This is a genomic window from Pseudomonas sp. RC4D1 (assembly GCF_018390395.1).
Classification (GTDB): Bacteria; Pseudomonadota; Gammaproteobacteria; order Pseudomonadales; family Pseudomonadaceae; genus Aquipseudomonas; species Aquipseudomonas danubii.
Genome location: NZ_JAHBAW010000001.1, coordinates 2,665,437 through 2,684,275, shown reverse-complemented (window position 1 = coordinate 2,684,275; position 18,839 = coordinate 2,665,437). Strand labels below are relative to the sequence as shown.

The following is an 18,839-nucleotide window of genomic DNA, read 5'->3' as shown; positions in this document are numbered from 1 at the left end:
TTGTCAGATCGCAGGATCTTGCTTTTGATCACTCGCAAACGTGGTCCCCTCAGACAAATACGCGGTGATGTCCCGGAAAAAGCGCTCGACCATGTTCATCCAAGAGCTGAACGTCGGGGGGAAATGCACTTGGAAGTGTTTATGTTTTTCCAGCAACGCTTTCATATTGGGATGCTTGTGGGGGGTGTAGTTGTCGGTCATCAAATGCAGTTGTAGATGCTTGGGTATTTCTCGATTGATCTTCTTGAGCAACTTCCAGCCACTGTTGATGCCGATGTTGATATTCAATATTCCTAATCAAATGCCCCTGTAGTTAGTTCAGGCCGTGAACAGCGTGGCGGTGCCATGACGCACATAATCGTGGGACTGCATCATGCTTCGGCAGCTCCATCGAGCTTTACCGATGCGTGGTTGAGTGACTTGCTCAAGGACGCGACGCACAGCTTCGCGGGGCAGAAAAGGTTTACGGCCCCACCTGGCTTATCGAGCAAACCGTTATCTGGCAACGAGTGTGGGCGTCGAAAAACGCCAGGGAGGTGTGTCGCTACCCTGATCAAAAAACAGACACCGCTCTGCAAGCCTTGCAGAGCAAGGGATCTAGCGCCTTTCACTCAGGTTATCCACAGGCAGCTCCACAGGTATTGGGGGTAAGCGATCCACAACAACATGACCGTCTGGTGACATTGATCAAAAAACAGGCGATTGCCTTGAGGCCCCGTAGAGCAAGGGCTGTAGAGGCTTTCTCCCAGGTTATCCACAAGCGGCTCCACAGTGGATGTGGGTAAGGCCGCAAGGGCTCAGTAGCAGCCTGACGACTCCCAGACGCGTTGTGCGCTGTGATGGAGGATGCCGTGGCGTCGGGCCAGGGCCTGGCGATCCTTGCTGTAGCCGCCGCCGATCACGCCGACCACCGGGATGTCGCGGCCCAGGCAGTGGCGCATGACTCGCTCGTCACGCTCGGCCAGGCCGGCATCGGTGAGCTTGAGGTAGCCCAGGGCATCGTCCTGGTGCACGTCGACCCCGGCGTCGTAGAGCACCAGATCCGGCTGATACAGGGGCAGCAGGTAGTTGAGAGCGTCGTCCACCACCTTGAGGTAGTCGGCGTCGCCCATGCCCATGGGCAGCGGGATATCCCAGTCGCTCTGGGCCTTGCGTGCGGGGAAGTTCTTTTCACAGTGCAACGAGACGGTCACCGCGTCGGGGGTATGTTGCAGGATCCGAGCGGTGCCATCGCCCTGATGCACGTCGCAGTCGAAGATCAGCACCCGTCCCACGCGGCCGCTTTGCAGCAGGTAATGGCTGATCACGGCCAGGTCGTTGAAGATGCAGAACCCCGCCGGGTAGTCGTAGTGGGCGTGGTGGGTACCGCCGGCCAGGTGGCAGGCCAGGCCATGTTGCAGCGCCTTTTCGGCCGTGAGCAGGGAGCCGCCGACAGCGCGCACCGTGCGCCGGGCCAGGGCTTCGCTCCAGGGCAGGCCGAGACGCCGCTGGTCTTCCCGGGACAACTCGCCGCTCATGTAGCGTTCGATATAGCCAGGGTCGTGGGCCAGGGCGAGGATGTCGGCCGGGCACAGCTCGGGGCGCAGCAAATCGGCATCGTGGGTCAGGCCACTGTCCACCAGGTGGTCGCGCAGCAGACGGAACTTGTCCATGGGAAAGCGGTGCTCCGCCGGGAACTCGGGGCTGTAGTCGTCGTGATAGATCAGTGGCAATGACATGGCATTTTCTTAGAGGAACCCGTGAAGGATCCTACCAGCGATGTAGACTTGCACCCACGGAAACGGAGGGGCCTGATGGAGCCAATACTGCAACTCGAAAGCGCGCGTCTGCTGCTGCGCCAGTGGCGTGACGATGATTTGCCGGCATTTGCCGCGATGTGTGCCGATCCGCAGGTCATGCGCTACTTTCCCGCGCCCCTGAGTCGTCTGGAAAGTGCCGCGCTGATCGGGCGCATACGCGGGCATTTCGCCGAACATGGCTTTGGCCTCTGGGCGCTTGAACGTAAGGATAACGGTGCCTTTATCGGCTTTACCGGGCTGCTGGAAGTGGGCTTCGAAGCGCCCTTTACCCCTGCGGTGGAGATCGGCTGGCGCCTGGCCCGGGAACACTGGGGCCTGGGGTATGCCAGCGAAGCGGCCTGGACTGCCTTGCGTTGCGCTTTCGATCGACTGGCCCTGGACGAAGTCGTGGCCTTCACCACCCGCAATAACCTGCCGTCGCAGAAAGTCATGCAGGCCATTGGCATGCATCACGCGGCCCAGGAGGATTTCGAACACCCGAAACTCGCCGCCGATCACCCGCTGCGCGAGCATGTGCTGTACCGCATTACCCGCGAACAATGGCTGGAAACCTTGCATGGATAGCAGGCGCGCACGTTTAGAATGTGCCGACGAGATACCTGGCCCCAATTGATATCACCGCCGCAGCCGAGATTGCGCGGTGTTGCCCTGTGTGAGGAGAGTCTGAATGAGTCATGTGCTGGATGATCTGGTCGATCTGTTGACCCTGGAAGCCATTGAAGAAAACCTGTTTCGCGGTCGCAGCCAGGACCTGGGTTTTCGCCAGCTGTTTGGCGGCCAGGTGCTCGGCCAGTCGTTGTCCGCGGCCAGTCAGACGGTAGAGGAAGCACGTCACGTGCATTCCATGCACGGCTACTTCCTGCGTCCCGGCGACGCCGCCTTGCCGGTGGTCTATCAGGTGGATCGGGTGCGCGACGGCGGCAGCTTCAGCACCCGGCGGGTGACGGCGATCCAGAAGGGCAACCCGATCTTCACCTGCAGTGCTTCCTTCCAGTACGACGAAGAAGGCTTTGAGCACCAGAACAGCATGCCCCAGGTGGTCGGGCCGGAGAACCTGCCGTCGGAGCTGGAAATCACCACCCAGCGCGCGCACCTGATTCCCGAGCACATGCGCGAGAAGCTGCTGTGCCCCAAGCCCATCGAAGTGCGCCCGGTGACCGAGAAGGACCCCTATAACCCGCAGCCGATGGACCCGGTGAAGTACGTCTGGTTCCGCGCCGACGGTGCTCTGGCGGACATCCCGGCGCTGCACAAATACCTGCTGGCCTACGCGTCGGACTTCGGCCTGCTGACCACTTCGATGCTGCCTCATGGCAAGTCGGTGTGGCAGAAGGACATGCAGGTCGCCAGCCTCGATCACGCCCTGTGGTTCCACGCCGACCTGCGGGCCGACGACTGGCTGCTGTACGCCATGGACAGCCCCTGGGCCGGTAACTCCCGGGGCTTCTCCCGGGGCAGCGTGTTCAACCGTGCCGGTCAACTGGTAGCCTCGGTGACTCAGGAAGGATTGATCCGTCATCGCAAGGATTGGGCATGAGTCTTTCAGACATAGAACATTGGGTGTTCGACATGGACGGCACCCTGACCATCGCCGTGCATGATTTCGCGGCGATCCGCCAGGCGCTGTCGATTCCACCGGAGGACGACATCCTCACTCACCTGGCGGCCTTGCCGGCGGAGGAGTCTGCGGCCAAGCACGCCTGGCTGCTGGAGCACGAGCGCGACCTGGCCCTGGGTTCGCGCCCGGCGCCGGGTGCGGTGGAACTGGTGCGGGAACTGGCCGGACGCGGTTATCGCCTGGGCATCCTCACCCGCAATGCCCGGGAGCTGGCCCACGTGACCCTGGAAGCCATCGGCCTGGCGGACTGCTTCGCCAAGGCGGATGTGCTGGGGCGCGACGAGGCCCCGCCCAAACCCCATCCCGGTGGTTTGCTGAAACTGGCCGAGGCATGGGATGTGGCGCCGCAGCGCATGGTCATGGTCGGTGACTACCGCTTCGACCTGGACTGCGGGCGTGCCGCGGGAACGCGCACGGTGCTGGTGAACCTGCCGGACAACCCCTGGCCGGAGCTGACCGACTGGCATGCCCGGGATTGCGCGCAGTTGCGCGAACTGCTGTCGGCCTGAGGGCCTGTTCGCTGGTAAGTCGGTTCTTACCCGTCCCGTAGGAACCGCCTTGCCGGCGAAAGCGTCATTTCAGACAGCGCCTTTCTCTACTTGAACAGCGCCGCCTGCCCTGCGGGGGAGGTGAACATCTTGTCGCCGTCATGCCCGACCCCGGGCACTTCCACCAGCCGTTGTGGCAAGCCTTGCGGGTGACGCCGCATTAGGTAGTCGAAGTAGTTGTGCCCGCGAATCAGCCGGTAGGCGCCCTGGGTCTCGGCCGCGCAGCTCTTGTCCAGGGCCGGGTGGTTGGGGTCGATGTCCTGCTGGCCCAGCAGGTAGGTGATGTGGCGTGTCACGTAGCCTTGTTCGAGCTGCGCCGGGGATGGGGTGCTGGCATAGGCCGGGAGCCGGTTCAGGCCATATTTCCAGTCGTTGAACCCCGGGCAACTGGCCGGCTCGAAAGCCACCGGGCGCGTTGCATCGAAGTAGGCGTAGGACGACGGATTGGCGATCACGTAGCGCAGTTCGATTCCGGACTGCTTCAGCTCGGCATGTTGCCCTGTGGTCAGGGCATAGCGCTGTACCACCTGGGCGCCGCCGGAGTGGCCGGCAATCACCACTTCCTTGAGTGCAGGAAAGAACTGGCGGTCCTGCAGACGCTGGAGGACGGCATCCAGTACCGCGTAGGAGCTGATGGCCACGGGGCCGGCAGCAGGTTCGCCGGCCATCCAGTCATTACCTTTCCAGCGCAGTAGCGCGTCCGGTAGCTGATGGCGGGCGATGTCACTCTGGTTGAGAAACTGGGGGGCGATCACCAGGGTTGCGGCGCTTTGCCCTGCTTGTCGTGAAGCTCTTTCGCCGCTCTTCAGGTAAGTCTGGGCGTTGCGCAGCCGACCATGAACCATGATCAGCGCGCGCTGCACCCCGGGCAGTGGCTGGCGCCAGTCCTGGCTCAGGCCCAGGGCCAGTTGCCCGCCCTCCAGGGGCAGGCGTTCGGGGCTGACGACCTTGACTGTGTGTTCCGCGGCCTGGGCACCCAGGCAGCCCAGGCACAGTAATGCCGCCAGCAGTCGGCCCATCTACAGGCTCTTGGCGGCGAAGGTATCGCACTGGCCAACCTGGCCCTGGCTGAAGCCGGTCTTGAACCAGCGCACCCGTTGCGCCGAGGTGCCGTGGGTGAAGGAATCCGGTACGACCCGGCCCTGGCCCTGTTGCTGCAGTCGGTCGTCACCGATGGCATTGGCAGCGTTCAGGGCTTCTTCCACATCCCCGGGCTCCAGCCAGTTCAGGCGCTTCTGCCCATGGTAGGCCCAGACCCCAGCCAGACAGTCGGCCTGCAATTCCTGGCGCACCAGTAGACCGCCGTCACCTTCCATTTGCCGGCCTTGCTGGCGTGCGGCCTGCATTTTCGCCGAGACCCCCAGCAGGGTCTGTACGTGGTGCCCGACTTCATGGGCAATCACGTAGGCCTGGGCGAAGTCGCCGGCAGCGGAAAAGCGCTGGGCCATCTCGCGGAAGAAGTCCATGTCCAGATACACCTGCTGATCGGCAGGGCAATAAAAGGGGCCGCTGGCAGAGGTGGCGGAGCCGCAGGCGGAGTTGACCCGGCCACGGAACAGAATCAGCTTGGGCGCCTGATACTGGCGGCCGGCCTGCTGGAAGATCTGGCCCCAGGTGTCTTCGGTGTCGCCGAGGATGGCGCGGACGAACTCCGCCTGCTCGTCATTGGCCGGTGGGCTCTTGCGCGCCTGGGTGGTGGCCGGGGCCGAGGTCTGGCCGCTCTGGCCCACCAGTTGACCGAGGATCTGCAGCGGGTCCTGGCCGGTGGCCCAGCCGATACCGACGATCAGGATGATCGCCGTCAGGCTCAGCCCCTTGCCACCGCCAAAACGCAGGCCGCCACCACCGCCGCCACCGCTGTCATTTCGCGCATCCACGACGTTGTCGCTGCGCCGGCCTTTTTTCCAAAGCATGGGGGAGTCCTCGTTTTTTCTGCTGGTCAGTGTTGCTGCTGGCATGAAGCGGCGCCAGTCCGGTCGTCAGGGATTTTTGCGCACGCTACCATGGCCCGATTGCGGATCTCTCCGCTCCTGGCGCATTCGGGGCTCCCTATTGAACATCGATACCCGCATCAAATTCCGTCACTTGGTGTGTTTTCTTGAAATGGCCCGCCAAGGCAGCCTGGCGCGGGCCGCCGACGTGCTGTCGGTGAGCCAGCCGGCAATGTCGAAAACCCTCAAGGAACTGGAGGAGCTGCTGGACACTCGGCTGTTTGCCAGGAGCAAGGCCGGGCTCAGCCTGACCGAAGCCGGGCGAGCCTTCCTGCGCTATGCCGGGCCTTCGGTGCAGGCCCTGCGCGAAGGCGTCAGCAGCTTGCGCGGCGGCGAATACGCTGCCGGGCTGGTGCGTATCGGCGTGCTGTCCACGGTGGAAAGCCTGCTGCTGCCGGAGGTGATGCGGCGCCTGCACCAGCGGCATTCGGCGTTGACCGTGAGTGTGCTGACCGGCCCCAGCGCCCATCTGCTTTCGCAACTGCGAGTCGGTGATCTGGATCTGGTGGTCGGCCGCATGACCGAGAGTCCGGAGATCCACGGCCTGAGCTTCGAGCACCTGTACAGCGAATCCATGACCCTGGTGGCCCGCCCCGAGCATCCCCTGGCGACCGGGCCCCTGGATCGCGACGCGCTCAGCGCCTATCCGCTGGTACTGCCCCTGGCTGGCACCAGCATTCGCAAGCACGCCGACAGCCTGTTCATTCAGTGCGGTATCGCCCAGTCGCAACAACGCCTGGAAACCCTGTCGGTGGCCCTGAGCCGGCGCTACACCCTGTCCAGCGATGCATTGTGGATAGCGCCGCTGGATGCGGTGCGTCTGGACCTGGCCAATGGCGAGTTGCAGGAGCTGGATCTGGGCCTGCGCGAGCCCGGTGGTTCGGTGGGTATCTCCAGCAATGCCAGCCTGCCGCTGTCCCTGGCGGCGCAATGGGCGGTGGATGTGCTCAGGGAAGTGGGGCGGGCCTACCACGAGGGCAGTTATCCATAACCTTTTGGTTATGGATGGTGGGCGGCTTTTCAATTTTCCCCGCTCCTGGTTTGTTTGAAACTGCGCCGGCTGCGCTCCATAAATCAAACAACAGGAGATCGACATGTCTGATGCAGACAGCAGTCGCTTCGTGATTCGCGACCGTAATTGGCACCCCAAGGCCCTGACCCCCGACTACAAGACCTCCGTCGCCCGCTCGCCGCGCCAGGCACTGGTGAGCATTCCGCAATCGGCCAGCGAAACCAGCGGCCCGGACTTCTCCCACTTGCGCACCGGGCGTTTCGATAACGACTTGCTGCTCAACTTCAACCACGGCGGCTTGCCGATCGGGGAGCGGATCATCGTTTCCGGGCGGGTCTGCGATCAATATGGCAAGCCGATCCCCCACACCCTGGTGGAAATGTGGCAGGCCAACGCCGGTGGCCGTTACCGGCACAAGAACGACCGCTACCTGGCGCCCCTCGATCCGAACTTCGGCGGCGTCGGCCGAGCCCTCACCGACCGTGACGGCTACTACAGCTTCCGCACCATCAAGCCCGGGCCTTACCCCTGGCGCAACGGTCCCAACGACTGGCGCCCGGCGCATATCCACTTCTCCATCAGCGGCCCGTCGATTGCCACGCGGCTGATCACCCAGCTGTATTTCGAAGGCGACCCGTTGATCCCGCTGTGCCCGATCGTCAAGTCCATCGCCAACCCGGACGCGGTGCAGAGTCTGATCGCGCGCCTGGACATGGGCAACGCCAACCCCATGGATTGCCTGGCCTACCGCTTCGACATCGTGCTGCGCGGCCAGCGCAAGACCCACTTCGAAAACTGCTGAGGAGCCTGCCATGCCTGTTCAACTGCTGCCTGAAACCCCCTCGCAAACGGCCGGCCCCTACGTGCACATCGGCCTGGCCCTGGCGGCGGCGGGAAACCCGACCCGTCCCGAGGAAATCTGGAACCAGATGGCCAAGCCCGATGCGCCGGGCGAGCGGATTCTGCTGATCGGCCATGTGTACGACGGCAACGGCCACCTGGTGCGCGACTCCTTCCTGGAGTTCTGGCAGGCCGATTCTGCCGGGGTCTACGACCCGGTGTTCGACACGGAAAAGCCCTTCAACTGCTTTGGCCGCACCGCCACCACCTTCGATGCCGGGGAATGGACCCTCCATACCGTCAAGCCCGGGGTGGTGAACAACGCCGCCGGCGTGCCGATGGCGCCGCACATCAACCTGTCGCTGTTTGCCAGGGGGATCAACATCCACCTGCATACCCGGTTGTACTTTGCCGACGAGCCCGAGGCTAACGCCCAGTGCCCGGTGTTGAACCTGATCGAGCAGCCGCAACGTCGGGAAACCCTGCTGGCTCACCCCTGTGAAGTGAACGGCCAGCGCGCCTACCGCTTCGATATCCGCATTCAGGGTGAGGGCGAGACGGTGTTCTTCGATTTTTGACCCAGCGTCCCGCCACGGATGGCAAGCTTCGGTCCTGACTGGTTTATGGAAGGTTGTTCCAAAAAATAGCCGGGCTCGGCTAATCTGCGCACAAGACGTTGTGCCGGGCCCCAAGGTCCGGCCTCGTCGCTTCTGGGCGGTCATCGAACCCTGCCGCGCAGTTCCCCAACCGGCCCGTTGTCACTAGAATCGGCCAAATTTTGTCGGGACCCGACCATGGCTGGCAGTCAAATCGAACGCGTCTTCAGCGTTCTCGAACGTCTTACCGGTGATCCCCGCGGCCTGCCGTTGCAGACCCTGGCGGAACAACTGGAGATCCCCAAAAGTGCAACCCATCGCCTGCTGGCGGAGTTGATTCGCCTGGGCTACGTGCGCCAGAACCCGGACAACCTGCGTTACCAACTGTCCACCCGGCTGGTGGCCATGGGCTTTCGCTACCTTTCGGTCAGCGGCGCCGACATTGTCCAGCCGGTGCTCGATCGTCTGGCCCAGGAGTCCGGCGAGCTGGTGCGCCTGGGAGTGATCGAGGGCGAGCGCCAGACCTGGATCGCCAAGTCCCAGGGCGCCCGTTCCGGGCTGCGTTACGACCCGGACATGGGCCGCGAGGCGCCGCTGTTCTACACCGCTTCCGGGCATGCCTGGCTGGCCACGCTGAGTGACGCCGAGGCGTTGTCGCTGGTGGAGCGCCAGGGTGTGGAGCCCCCGGCGGACCTGGGGCCCAATGCACCGCGCTCGAACATCGAGTTGCTGGAGCGCCTGCGCCTGGCCCGCGAGCAGGGCTATGCCTGGGTCGAAGAAAGCTCGGCGGTCGGCACCTCGGCGATTGCCGCGGTGGTGCGCCATCCCATCGATGGCCGGGTGGTGGGGGTGCTCAGCATCGCCGGTCCCAGTGCGCGCCTACCGTTGGCGCGGCTGCATGAGCTGGCGCCGTTGCTGCTGCGATTTGCCGAAGAGCTGTCGGCCGCCAGCCAGGCTTCCGAACTGTTCAACCTGTAGCCGCTGCCGAGCCTGCGAGGCTGCGCAAAGACCCGCAGGGCCTTGCTTGGCGATCTACCGTCGGGCGTGTGGTGGCCTTGATATCGCCGCGTCTGTTGCACAGCCGTTCGCAGCCTGCGGCAGCGGCTACACAGACTTCGGCTCGGCACAAAGCCGTTCGATAATCGGACGGTATTTTTTATCCCTCTTGTATGAAAATGGAACTGAGTTCTAAATATTTGGAATTCATTGTCCCTATAACAATCACAAGAGGATCTTCCATTGAATCCGCCACTGCGCATTGCCCTGATCGGCGTCGGCAATATGGGGCAGCAGCACTATCAGCACCTCAAGACCCTGGCCGAGGCCCGACTGTGCGCCGTGGCCGATCCCGGGCCCCAGGCGCAAGCCATTGCCGGGCAGTGGCAGGTGCCGCATTTCAGCGATCACCGGACCTTGCTCAAGGACATGCGCCCGGATGCGGTGATCGTCGCCAATCCCAACAACCTCCACGTCAGCACGGCCCTGGATTGCCTGGCCGCAGGCGTGCCGGTGCTGCTGGAAAAACCCGTGGGCGTGCACCTGGATGAAGTGCGCGAGCTGGTGGCGGCATCGCGCAACACTGGCGTGCCGGTGCTGGTGGGGCACCATCGACGACACAACCCGTTGATCGCCCGTGCCCATGAACTGGTGCACAGCGGCGCTCTGGGCCGGCTAACCACGGTCACTGCACTCTGGCAGTTGCAAAAGCCCGAGAGCTACTTCGACATCCCCTGGCGCCGTGAGCCCGGCGCCGGCATGTTGCTGACCAACCTGATCCACGACCTCGATCTGCTGCGCCACCTGTGCGGCGAAGTGCGACAAGTGCAGGCCATCACCAGCAATCACGTGCGTGGTTACGCCAATGAAGATTGCGCCGCGGTGCTGTTGCAGTTCGACAGCGGCGCCCTGGGCAGCCTCACCGGTTCCGACGCGGTGGCCGCGCCCTGGAGCTGGGAGCTGGATTCCGGGGAGAACCCGGTGTACCCGCGCCAGGCCGATCAGCCTTGCTACCTGCTGGCCGGCACTCAGGGGGCCTTGAGCATTCCTCAGCTCAAGCGCTGGCACTACGCCGAGGCGGGCGCCGGTTGGCACCAGCCCTTGTTGATGCAGCAGGAAAGCTTCGTGCCGGATGAGGCGTCGCGCTTGCAACTGCAGCATTTCGTCAAGGTCGCCCGCGGCGAAGTCGCGCCGCTGGTCAGCGCCGCCGATGCCGCGCGCACCCTGGCGCTGATTGAAGCCATTCGCCAGGCCGCCGCCACGGGCCGCGCCTGCACCCCCACCCCTATTGAGTGAACGACTGATGAGTGAGCGGATTTTTTCCCTGGCCAGCCTGACCGTGCTGGAGCTGTCGCCGCCAGAGATGGTGGACGTGGCGGCCCGTGCCGGCTACAGCCATGTGGGCCTGCGGCTGGTGCCGGCAACCCCGGAGGAACATCACTTCCCGCTGGTGGCCGATGCCGGCTTGCGGCGCCAGACCCTGGCGCGCCTGCGTGATAGCGGCGTGCGGGTGCTGGATGTGGAGATCCTGCGGCTCAAGCCACAGACCCGGGTCCGCGACTTCGAGGCGGTGCTGGCGGTGGGCGCCGAGTTTGCCGCCAGCGAGTTGCTGGTGGCGGGCAATGATCCCGATGAGGCGCGCATGACCGACAACTTCGCCGCCTTGTGCGATCTGGCGCGGCAGTACGGGCTGCATCCCCATCTGGAATTCATGCCCTGGACCGATGCACGCAACCTGGAACAGGCGCTGCGGGTGGTGGAAAACGCCGGCCGTGACAATGGCTGCGTGCTGGTGGACGCCTTCCATTTCGACCGTTCGGGTTCGCGCCTGGAGGACCTGGCCAAGGTTGATCCGGCGCGCCTGCGTTATGCACAGTTGTGCGACGTTGCCGGGCCACGGCCGGACGATATGCAGGAGATCCTGCGTCAGGCCCGTAACGAGCGGCGCTTTCCAGGGGAGGGCGATTGTGATCTGGCGGGGTTGCTCAAGTGTCTGCCGCCGGAGTTGCCCCTGAGTCTGGAAATTCCCACGGTGCAATTGCTCGAACAGGGCGTGAGTGCCTTGCAGCGGGCACAGATGGCGCTGGATGCAACCCGCGCGCTGCTGGCCAGGACCTGAGACGGCGGGAGGGCTTTCGCCGGCAAGCCGGCTCCTACAAATATCCGGTAGGCGCTGGCGGACCGCGAAGCCGTGTTTTCAATCACCCCAAGGAATGCCCATGACCCGCAGCACGCCCCTTTCCGGGATCAATCACCCTTTCAAGGGCATTCTGCTGATCGTCCTGGCGACCTTCCTGTTCGCCAGCCACGATGCCCTGTCCAAATACCTGTCGGGGTTCTTCCCGGTGATCATGGTGGTCTGGGCCCGTTACCTGATTCATACCTTGCTGATGGCCGGGATCTTCCTGCCACAATCGGGCCTGCGGGTGCTGCGCAGCAAGCGACCGTTGCTGCAATTGCTGCGGGCCTTGTGCCTGCTGAGCACCAGTTTGCTGTTCACCTCGGCACTGCTGTTCATTCCCCTGGCCGAGGCCACCGCGGTCAACTTTCTCGCACCGGTGTTGGTCACCGCGTTGTCGGTGCCTTTGCTCGGCGAGCAGGTGACCCGTGGCCAATGGCTGGCGGTGATCTGCGGTTTCATCGGGGTGCTGATCATCGTTCATCCGGGGGGCGAGCTGTTCACGCCGGCGGTGTTGCTGCCGTTCTGCTCGGCGCTGTTTTTCTGTTTCTATCAACTGCTGACCCGCAAGCTGGCCGAGCATGACAGCCCCACCACCAGCAACTTCTTCGCCGGGCTGTGCAACACCCTGGTGATGAGTGCGCTGGTGCCGTTCTTCTGGCAGACCCCGGGCTTGGTTCATGGCCTGTTGATGCTGGCGCTGGGGGCTTGCGGCATGAGTGCCCATCTGTTCCTGACCCAGGCCTTTCGTCACGCGGCGCCGGCGCTGCTGGCGCCGTTCGGCTATTGCCAGATTGTCTTTGCCGGGCTGCTGGGCTGGCTGCTGTTCAACCACACGCCGGATGCGATTACCCAAGTGGGCATCGCCGTGATCTGCCTCAGCGGGCTGGCGGCGGCCTGGCAGCAACGCCGCCGCTGAGACGACTCAGAAACGGAAGCGCACCACCAGGTTCTGCAGGCCGGCCGCCAAGTGCGACAGCTCCTGGCTGGTGGCGTTGGTGCGCGTGGCGGCGTCGGCGCTTTCCAGGGACAGGTCGCGGATGTTCAGCAGGTTGCGGTCCACTTCACGGGCCACCTGGGCCTGTTCTTCCGAGGCACTGGCGATCACCAGGTTGCGCTCGTGGATCTGCTCCATGGCCCGGGTGATTTCCCCCAGGGCCAGCCCGGCCTGTTCGGCGATGGACAGGGTCTGGGCCACCCGCTGATTGTTGCCGTGCATGGACTGCACCACGCTGTCGGTGTCGCCCTGGACCCGGCCGATCATCTGTTCGATTTCCTGGGTCGACTGCTGGGTGCGATGGGCCAGGGCCCGCACTTCGTCTGCCACCACGGCAAAGCCGCGGCCGGCTTCTCCAGCTCGCGCGGCCTCGATGGCGGCGTTCAGGGCCAGCAGGTTGGTCTGTTCGGCAATGGCGCGGATCACGTCCAGCACCTTGCCGATTTCCCGTGATTGCTCGGCCAGGGTCTGCACTTGCTGCAAGGCGGTGCCGACATCGCTGCTCATGGCCTGGATCGAGTCCAGGGTCTGGATCACCCGGGCCTGCCCCTGGGTCGCCTGGGTGGTGGACTGGCGGGTGGTGTCGGAGGTGGACACCGCGTTGCGCGCCACTTCCTCGACGGCCACGGTCATCTCGTTGACGGCTGTGGCGGCTTGCTCGATTTCGTTGTGTTGCTGCTGTAGGCGGCTGGAGTCCTGGTGGGTGCTCTGGCTCATCTGTTGCGCGGCGGCGGCCAGCTGGGTCGAGGTGCTGCTGATCAGTTGCAGGGTTTCACGCAGGCTGGCCTGCATGCTGGCCAGGGCCTTGAGCAGGCGCGCGGTTTCATCGCTGCCCTCGCTGTGGATCGGTCGGCTGAGATCGCCGGCGGCCACTTGCTCGGCCACGCCCACGGCCTGGCGGATGGGCACGACGATGCTGCGAATCAACAGCCAGGCCAGGCACAGGGTCAGCAGGGCGACGGCGATCAGGGCGCCGATCACCGTGATTTTTACCTGGGTGTACAGCGCGTCTGCATGCTGGGCCGACTGGCTGACTTCCTCGGCAGTCAGGTTCATCAGTTCGGCGAACTGGTCGCCGGTCTGGGTCGAGTAATCCTGGATCTTGCCGTTGAGCAGGGCCGTCATCTCGCTGCTGCGATTGTCCTGGGACAGGGCTTCGTACTGGGCCAGGGCCTGTTGGTAGCTTTTTACCGTGGCGAGGAATGTCTCGTATTGCACCCGGTTGTGATCGCCCACCAGCGGCGCGAACCTGGCCAGGGCCTGGTCGAGCCAGGCTTGTACCTGATGCAGGCGGGCAATGGTGCTTTCCAGCACTTTGGGTTCACGGTTGAGGGCCATGCGCAGGCTCAGCACGCGGATGCTCAACACGTAGTCGCGCACTTCTCCCAGGTAGCGGGTGCTGGGCAGGGAAATGTTTTCGGTGTGCTGGCCGGTGGCGCGGACTTCGGCCACTTGCTTGAGGGCGAACAGCCCCTGCAGCAGGACCAGCAGGGCAATCACGCCGAAGCTGATCACGGCGCGTTTGGCGATGCTCAGGTTACCCAGCGTCATGGGACGATCTCCGAGTGTGGAAAAACAAAAGGGGGGAGGGGGAGCCGATAAAAAAACGCAGGCCCTGAGCGGGCCTGCGTGAAAGGAGCATCAGTCTTCTACGTGAGGAATCTTGCGCGGGGCCATGAAGTACATCCAGGTCAGGGCGATGAAGTACATGGCCGGGATCAGGGTGAACAGCAGGGTGTAGTTGTTGTTGGTGACGGTCAGGATGTGGCCGACGATCTGGGTCATGAACATGCCGCCGATGGCCGCGCACATGCCGCCAAAGCCGAACACGGTGCTCATCATGTGCTTGGGCGTGTAGTCCATCACCAGGCTCCAGATGTTGGCAGTCCAGGCCTGGTGGGCACCGATCCCCAGGGAGATGGCGAACACGGCCAGCCACAGGTTGGCGGTGCCGGCGGCCATGATCACGCCGATGATGCAGCAGGCGAACAGGAACATCGACAGCAGCCGCGCCTTGATCGGGTTCATGCCGCGACCGATGAGGAACGAGGAGAGGATGCCGCCACCGACGCTGCCGAAGTCGGCGGTCAGGTAGATGATGATCAGCGGGATGCCCATCTGGGTGACGTTGATCCCCAGGTTGTACTGCTGGTTGAGGAACGGCGGCAGCCAGTACAGGTAGAACCAGAACACCGGCGCGGTCAGCGAGTAGGCCAGGGCGAAGGCCCAGGTGCCACGCATGCGCAGGATGCGGCTGAAGGGCACGCGGGTCGGCTCGGGTTCCACTTGTTGCTGGATGTAGGCCAGTTCCGAGGCTTTGACGCTGGGGTGATCTTCCGGGTTGAAGTACTTCAGGCCCCAGAACAGCAGCCAGACGCCGCCCAGTGCCGCCATGCACAGGAACGCCGCTTGCCAGCCCCAGGCGTGGAGGATCAACGGCAGCAGCATGGGGGTGAACATAGCGCCGACGTTGGTCCCGGCGTTGAAGATGCCGGTGGCTACCGCGCGTTCGCCGGCCGGGAACCACAGGCGCGTGGTCTTCACGCAGGCCGGGTAGTTGGCGGCTTCAGTGAGCCCGAGAATGAAGCGGCAAACCATGAAGCCTGCCGCCGAAGTGGCCAGGCCATGAGCGCCGGTGGCCAGGCTCCACAGCAGCACGGCGAAGAAGAACACCCGTTTCACGCCGACTCGGTCGATCAGTCGCCCTTGCAGCACGAAGCCCACGGCGTAACCGACCTGGAACCAGAAGTTGATGTTGGCGTAGTCCATCGCCGTCCAGTTCATTTCCTTGGCCAGGATCGGCTGCATCACGCCCAGTGCGGCGCGATCGATGTAGTTCAGGGTGGTGGCGAAGAACACCAGGGCGAGCATGCCCCAGCGGGTCTTGCCGACGGCCATGGCGCCGCGGATCTTGTCGCCGATGCCGCCGGCAACACTGAGGCTCGGGGCGATGCGAGAGCTTTGGGAAGGAATCATATAGGCCATCCGTTCAGTGACTGACGAGCCAGGGCTCGTCGGAACTCAAGGGCGCGTGATCAATCGTCAGCGAGGGCATGAGCGCCAGGGACTGGGTGATTGATCGGCTGGTTTGGTTCGTCGAGCCGTTGATTGCGGACCGGCGAACGCCATCGGTACGACGCTCCGCTCAGGGCAGTAGCGGGTCGTGATCCAGGGTGCCGATTGAGGCCGTTCCAGGCGCGAGCCAAAGGGATGAGCAGCAGGGCGGGGCGTTGAGTGCAAGCATGAGGATGTACCCGATTTTTAAAATTTTTATGGTGTGTTCTGGGTCTGGGTGATTGAAGCCACGGTTTCTTGGGGCGGCTCAATGTGCTGTCGATGGTGCGCAGTGGCTGAAAAATCGTCAATTCGCCAAGCGGCTTTTTGTTCGATAATCGAACACAAAACTAACTGGTTCGTACACTTTAAATCATGCTGTGGAATAATCCGCAACATCGAATAAAAGGCTCGGGTGCCACCGGCCGTCATCCCCCGGGAGTTCAATCATGCAGCGTTCCATTGCCACCGTTTCCTTGAGCGGCACCCTGCCGGAAAAACTCGAAGCCATCGCCGCCGCCGGCTTCGATGGGGTGGAGATTTTCGAGAACGACCTTCTCTATTACGACGGTAGCCCTCGGGAAATCAGGCAGATGTGCGCCGACCTGGGGATCGCCATCACCCTGTTCCAGCCGTTTCGGGATTTCGAGGGCTGCCGCCGCGATCGCCTGGCACGCAACCTGGAACGTGCCGAACGCAAATTCGACCTGATGCAGGAACTGGGCACCGACCTGGTGCTGGTGTGCAGCAATGCCCAGGCCGACAGCCTCGGCGAGCGGCAGATCCTTATCGACGATCTGCACCTGCTGGCCGAGCGAGCCGGCGCCCGTGGCTTGCGCATCGGCTACGAGGCCCTGGCCTGGGGCCGCCATGTGAATACCTATCAACAGGTCTGGGACATCGTGCGCAGCGCCGATCACCCCAACCTCGGGGTGTTGCTGGACAGCTTCCATACCCTGTCGCTCAAGGGCGACCCGGCGGCGATTGCCGAGATTCCCGGGGACAAGATCTTCTTCGTGCAGATGGCCGATGCGCCGATCCTGGCCATGGATGTACTGGAGTGGAGCCGGCATTTCCGCTGTTTTCCGGGCCAGGGCGAGTTCGATCTGCCGGGGTTTCTGGCGCCGATCATCAAGAGCGGCTACACCGGGCCGCTGTCCCTGGAAATCTTCAACGACGGCTTTCGCGCCGCGCCGCCGCGGGCCAATGCCGCCGACGGCTTGCGCTCCTTGCTGTACCTGGAAGAGAAGACCCGCGAGCGCCTGCTACAAGAGGCGCAACCCGTGGCCAACCTGGACATTCTGTTCGCCCCGCCAGCGGTTGAAGCCTATGGCGGCACCGAGTTCCTTGAGTTCGCGGTGGACGATGCCCTGGGCGCCAAGCTGGGGAGCTGGCTGGAGCGCCTGGGTTTTGCCAAGGCCGGACAGCATCGTTCCAAGAGCGTGAGCCTGATGCGTCAGGGCGATATCAACCTGATCCTCAACTCCGAGCCCTATTCCTTCGCCCACAGCTTCTTCGAGGCCCATGGCCCTTCAGTGTGTGCCACGGCCATCCGGGTCAAGGACAGCGCCAAGGCCCTGGAGCGGGCGGTGGCCTACAAGGGCCAGCCTTATCGCGGCCTGGTGGGCCCCAACGAGCTGGAACTGGCGGCGGTGCGCGAGCCCGATGGCAGCCTGATCTATCTGGTGGACCCGCAGCAGGGCGGTCAGCACCTGTACGACACCGACTTCAACATGCATGACGATGTGCAGGCCAAGGGCGGCCTCAAGCGTATCGACCACATGGCCATGGCCCTGCCGGCGGACAGCCTCGACAGCTGGGCGCTGTTCTACAAGAGCCTGCTGGATTTCGAGGCCGATGATGAAGTGGTGCTGCCCGATCCTTATGGCCTGGTGAAAAGCCGCGCCCTGCGCAGCCGTTGCAGCTCGATCCGCTTGCCGCTGAACATCTCGGAGAACCGCAACACCGCGATTTCCCACGCGCTGTCCAGTTATCGTGGCAGCGGGGTGCATCACATTGCCTTCGACTGCGACGACCTTTTCGCCGAGGTCAGCCGGGCCAAGCAGGCCGGAGTGCCGCTGCTGGATATTCCGCTCAATTACTACGACGACCTGGCGGCGCGTTTTGATTTCGATGACGAGTTTCTCAGCGAATTGGCCTACTACAACGTCCTGTATGACCGCGATGCCCAGGGCGGCGAGCTGTTTCACGTCTACACCGAACCGTTCGAGGGGCGGTTCTTCTTCGAGATCATCCAGCGCAAGAACGGCTACGCCGGCTATGGTGCGGCCAACGTTGCGGTGCGCCTGGCGGCCATGGCCAAGTCTCGCAGTGGCGCGGTGCGCCAGGCCAAGTTGTAGCGCATTGGTAACCGGAGGCGGTAATCCACCGCCTCTGTGCTTTCTTTCGCGACAGGACGCGGCTCATAATCGCCCGCGTGTTCAGTGATGGCCGTGAGCCCAGAATGACAATGACCAGTGAACGCTCGATTGCGTCCGATGAGCCTGCTCTCGAACCGCGCAAGAGTCGCAAGAACAACCCGGAAAAAACCCGCGAGAACATCCTTCAAGAAGCTATTGTCGAGTTCGTCCAGCAGGGACTTTCCGGTGCGCGGGTGGATGCGATCGCCGAGCGCATCCATACCTCCAAGCGCATGATCTATTACTACTTCGGCAGCAAGGAGCAGCTGTACGTCGAAGTCCTGGAAAAACTCTACGGCGATATCCGAAGCACCGAGAGCCGCCTGCATCTGGCCGAGCTGGCACCGCGGGAGGCGATTCGTCGGCTGGTGGAGTTCACCTTCGATCACCACGACCGCAATGTCGATTTCGTGCGCATCGTCAGCATCGAGAATATCCACAAGGCCGAGTACGTGAAGCAGTCCGGCGTAATCAAGGCAATGAACAACACCATCCTCCATGCCCTGGGCGAGATCCTTGAGCGCGGCGCGCAGGAAGGCGTGTTCCGCAGTGGCCTGGACCCGCTGGACGTGCACTTGCTGATCAGCTCGTTCTGCTTCTATCGGGTGTCGAACCGTCACACCTTTGGCGAGATCTTCCAGATCGACCTGCCGGACGAAAGCATCAAGCAGCGGCACCGGGAAATGATCTGCGAATCGGTGCTGCGCTACCTGCAGGCCTGACCCGGAGCTTTAGGGCCGGGTTGGCTTGTCAGGCGCTGGCTTGCTGGCGAAAGCGTCCGTAAGATCG

At 63.4% G+C, this 18,839-nt stretch carries 17 protein-coding genes and 1 pseudogene; 12 read left to right on the top strand and 6 right to left on the bottom strand.

The window, feature by feature from the left end; genetic code table 11:
* Window positions 1-42: 42 nt before the first annotated feature.
* Both KHO49_RS12390 and KHO49_RS12385 read right to left on the bottom strand, forming a co-directional pair.
* A pseudogene (locus tag KHO49_RS12390) lies at window positions 43-497 on the bottom strand (helix-turn-helix domain-containing protein); the annotation flags it as partial.
* Between the two features lie 300 nt (window positions 498-797).
* Window positions 798-1,718: a histone deacetylase family protein gene (locus KHO49_RS12385; RefSeq protein WP_102882304.1), complete on the bottom strand. Its 921-nt coding sequence runs from the start codon at window positions 1,716-1,718 to the stop codon at window positions 798-800.
* 75 nt (window positions 1,719-1,793) lie between these two features.
* On the opposite strand from KHO49_RS12385, the gene KHO49_RS12380 reads away from it, so the two are divergent.
* The 3 genes from KHO49_RS12380 (at window position 1,794) to KHO49_RS12370 (ending at window position 3,926) form a co-directional block, all read left to right on the top strand.
* Window positions 1,794-2,363 (top strand): GNAT family N-acetyltransferase, encoded by a 570-nt coding sequence (locus KHO49_RS12380; RefSeq protein ID WP_102865387.1) that lies wholly within the window; start codon window positions 1,794-1,796, stop codon window positions 2,361-2,363.
* Between the two features lie 103 nt (window positions 2,364-2,466).
* Window positions 2,467-3,336, top strand: a complete 870-nt coding sequence (tesB, locus tag KHO49_RS12375) for an acyl-CoA thioesterase II (RefSeq protein ID WP_102865388.1) — start codon at window positions 2,467-2,469, stop codon at window positions 3,334-3,336.
* Window positions 3,333-3,926, top strand: a complete 594-nt coding sequence (locus tag KHO49_RS12370; RefSeq protein ID WP_170002312.1) for an HAD family hydrolase — start codon at window positions 3,333-3,335, stop codon at window positions 3,924-3,926. Before tesB ends, KHO49_RS12370 begins: the two co-directional genes overlap by 4 nt.
* 86 nt (window positions 3,927-4,012) lie before the next feature.
* On the opposite strand, the gene KHO49_RS12365 is transcribed toward KHO49_RS12370, so the two are convergent.
* Window positions 4,013-4,984 carry an alpha/beta hydrolase gene (locus KHO49_RS12365; RefSeq protein WP_213665073.1) on the bottom strand — a complete coding sequence of 324 codons (972 nt, stop codon included), beginning with the start codon at window positions 4,982-4,984 and terminating at the stop codon, window positions 4,013-4,015.
* Window positions 4,985-5,878 carry a KPN_02809 family neutral zinc metallopeptidase gene (gene ypfJ / locus KHO49_RS12360; RefSeq protein ID WP_110596228.1) on the bottom strand — a complete coding sequence of 298 codons (894 nt, stop codon included), beginning with the start codon at window positions 5,876-5,878 and terminating at the stop codon, window positions 4,985-4,987.
* Between the two features lie 139 nt (window positions 5,879-6,017).
* Between ypfJ and pcaQ the strand changes: the two genes are divergently transcribed.
* From pcaQ to KHO49_RS12325, 7 genes are all read left to right on the top strand, one after another.
* Entirely contained in the window at window positions 6,018-6,947 is a 930-nt protein-coding gene (pcaQ, locus tag KHO49_RS12355) for a pca operon transcription factor PcaQ (RefSeq protein WP_102882301.1), read from the top strand.
* A gap of 103 nt (window positions 6,948-7,050) precedes the next feature.
* Window positions 7,051-7,770: a protocatechuate 3,4-dioxygenase subunit beta gene (pcaH, locus tag KHO49_RS12350; protein ID WP_123390378.1), complete on the top strand. Its 720-nt coding sequence runs from the start codon at window positions 7,051-7,053 to the stop codon at window positions 7,768-7,770.
* A gap of 10 nt (window positions 7,771-7,780) precedes the next feature.
* Complete coding sequence (pcaG, locus tag KHO49_RS12345) at window positions 7,781-8,386, top strand: protocatechuate 3,4-dioxygenase subunit alpha (RefSeq protein WP_102865394.1); 606 nt, start codon at window positions 7,781-7,783, stop codon at window positions 8,384-8,386.
* Window positions 8,387-8,602: 216 nt separating this feature from the next.
* A complete protein-coding gene (locus tag KHO49_RS12340; RefSeq protein WP_123390380.1) occupies window positions 8,603-9,382 on the top strand; it encodes an IclR family transcriptional regulator in 780 nt (259 codons plus the stop codon).
* Window positions 9,383-9,643: 261 nt separating this feature from the next.
* On the top strand, window positions 9,644-10,696 hold the full coding sequence (locus tag KHO49_RS12335; protein WP_213665072.1) for a Gfo/Idh/MocA family protein: 1,053 nt from the start codon (window positions 9,644-9,646) through the stop codon (window positions 10,694-10,696).
* A gap of 7 nt (window positions 10,697-10,703) precedes the next feature.
* Window positions 10,704-11,519 carry a sugar phosphate isomerase/epimerase family protein gene (locus tag KHO49_RS12330; protein ID WP_213665071.1) on the top strand — a complete coding sequence of 272 codons (816 nt, stop codon included), beginning with the start codon at window positions 10,704-10,706 and terminating at the stop codon, window positions 11,517-11,519.
* 100 nt (window positions 11,520-11,619) lie between these two features.
* Entirely contained in the window at window positions 11,620-12,498 is an 879-nt protein-coding gene (locus KHO49_RS12325; protein WP_213665070.1) for a DMT family transporter, read from the top strand.
* 6 nt (window positions 12,499-12,504) lie between these two features.
* Here KHO49_RS12325 and KHO49_RS12320 read toward each other — a convergent pair whose 3' ends face one another.
* The gene (locus KHO49_RS12320) at window positions 12,505-14,127 is read right to left on the bottom strand and encodes a methyl-accepting chemotaxis protein (protein ID WP_213665069.1); all 1,623 of its coding nucleotides are present in this window, start codon (window positions 14,125-14,127) and stop codon (window positions 12,505-12,507) included.
* A gap of 90 nt (window positions 14,128-14,217) precedes the next feature.
* Window positions 14,218-15,552: an MFS transporter gene (locus tag KHO49_RS12315; RefSeq protein ID WP_102882294.1), complete on the bottom strand. Its 1,335-nt coding sequence runs from the start codon at window positions 15,550-15,552 to the stop codon at window positions 14,218-14,220.
* A gap of 527 nt (window positions 15,553-16,079) precedes the next feature.
* On the opposite strand from KHO49_RS12315, the gene quiC reads away from it, so the two are divergent.
* Window positions 16,080-17,990: a 3-dehydroshikimate dehydratase QuiC gene (gene quiC / locus KHO49_RS12310; protein ID WP_213665068.1), complete on the top strand. Its 1,911-nt coding sequence runs from the start codon at window positions 16,080-16,082 to the stop codon at window positions 17,988-17,990.
* A gap of 104 nt (window positions 17,991-18,094) precedes the next feature.
* Complete coding sequence (locus KHO49_RS12305; protein WP_102882292.1) at window positions 18,095-18,772, top strand: TetR/AcrR family transcriptional regulator; 678 nt, start codon at window positions 18,095-18,097, stop codon at window positions 18,770-18,772.
* Window positions 18,773-18,839 lie beyond the last annotated feature (67 nt).

Coding starts and splice junctions, on each gene's coding strand:
- KHO49_RS12380 (WP_102865387.1), top strand. CDS start 1,794: ATGGAGCCAATACTGCAACTCGAAAGCGCGCGTCTGCTGCTGCGCCAG.
- KHO49_RS12340 (WP_123390380.1), top strand. CDS start 8,603: ATGGCTGGCAGTCAAATCGAACGCGTCTTCAGCGTTCTCGAACGTCTT.
- KHO49_RS12325 (WP_213665070.1), top strand. CDS start 11,620: ATGACCCGCAGCACGCCCCTTTCCGGGATCAATCACCCTTTCAAGGGC.
- KHO49_RS12370 (WP_170002312.1), top strand. CDS start 3,333: ATGAGTCTTTCAGACATAGAACATTGGGTGTTCGACATGGACGGCACC.
- quiC (WP_213665068.1), top strand. CDS start 16,080: ATGCAGCGTTCCATTGCCACCGTTTCCTTGAGCGGCACCCTGCCGGAA.
- KHO49_RS12330 (WP_213665071.1), top strand. CDS start 10,704: ATGAGTGAGCGGATTTTTTCCCTGGCCAGCCTGACCGTGCTGGAGCTG.
- KHO49_RS12315 (WP_102882294.1), bottom strand. CDS start 15,552: ATGATTCCTTCCCAAAGCTCTCGCATCGCCCCGAGCCTCAGTGTTGCC.
- pcaH (WP_123390378.1), top strand. CDS start 7,051: ATGTCTGATGCAGACAGCAGTCGCTTCGTGATTCGCGACCGTAATTGG.
- ypfJ (WP_110596228.1), bottom strand. CDS start 5,878: ATGCTTTGGAAAAAAGGCCGGCGCAGCGACAACGTCGTGGATGCGCGA.
- KHO49_RS12365 (WP_213665073.1), bottom strand. CDS start 4,984: ATGGGCCGACTGCTGGCGGCATTACTGTGCCTGGGCTGCCTGGGTGCC.
- KHO49_RS12305 (WP_102882292.1), top strand. CDS start 18,095: ATGACAATGACCAGTGAACGCTCGATTGCGTCCGATGAGCCTGCTCTC.
- KHO49_RS12385 (WP_102882304.1), bottom strand. CDS start 1,718: ATGTCATTGCCACTGATCTATCACGACGACTACAGCCCCGAGTTCCCG.
- tesB (WP_102865388.1), top strand. CDS start 2,467: ATGAGTCATGTGCTGGATGATCTGGTCGATCTGTTGACCCTGGAAGCC.
- pcaG (WP_102865394.1), top strand. CDS start 7,781: ATGCCTGTTCAACTGCTGCCTGAAACCCCCTCGCAAACGGCCGGCCCC.
- KHO49_RS12320 (WP_213665069.1), bottom strand. CDS start 14,127: ATGACGCTGGGTAACCTGAGCATCGCCAAACGCGCCGTGATCAGCTTC.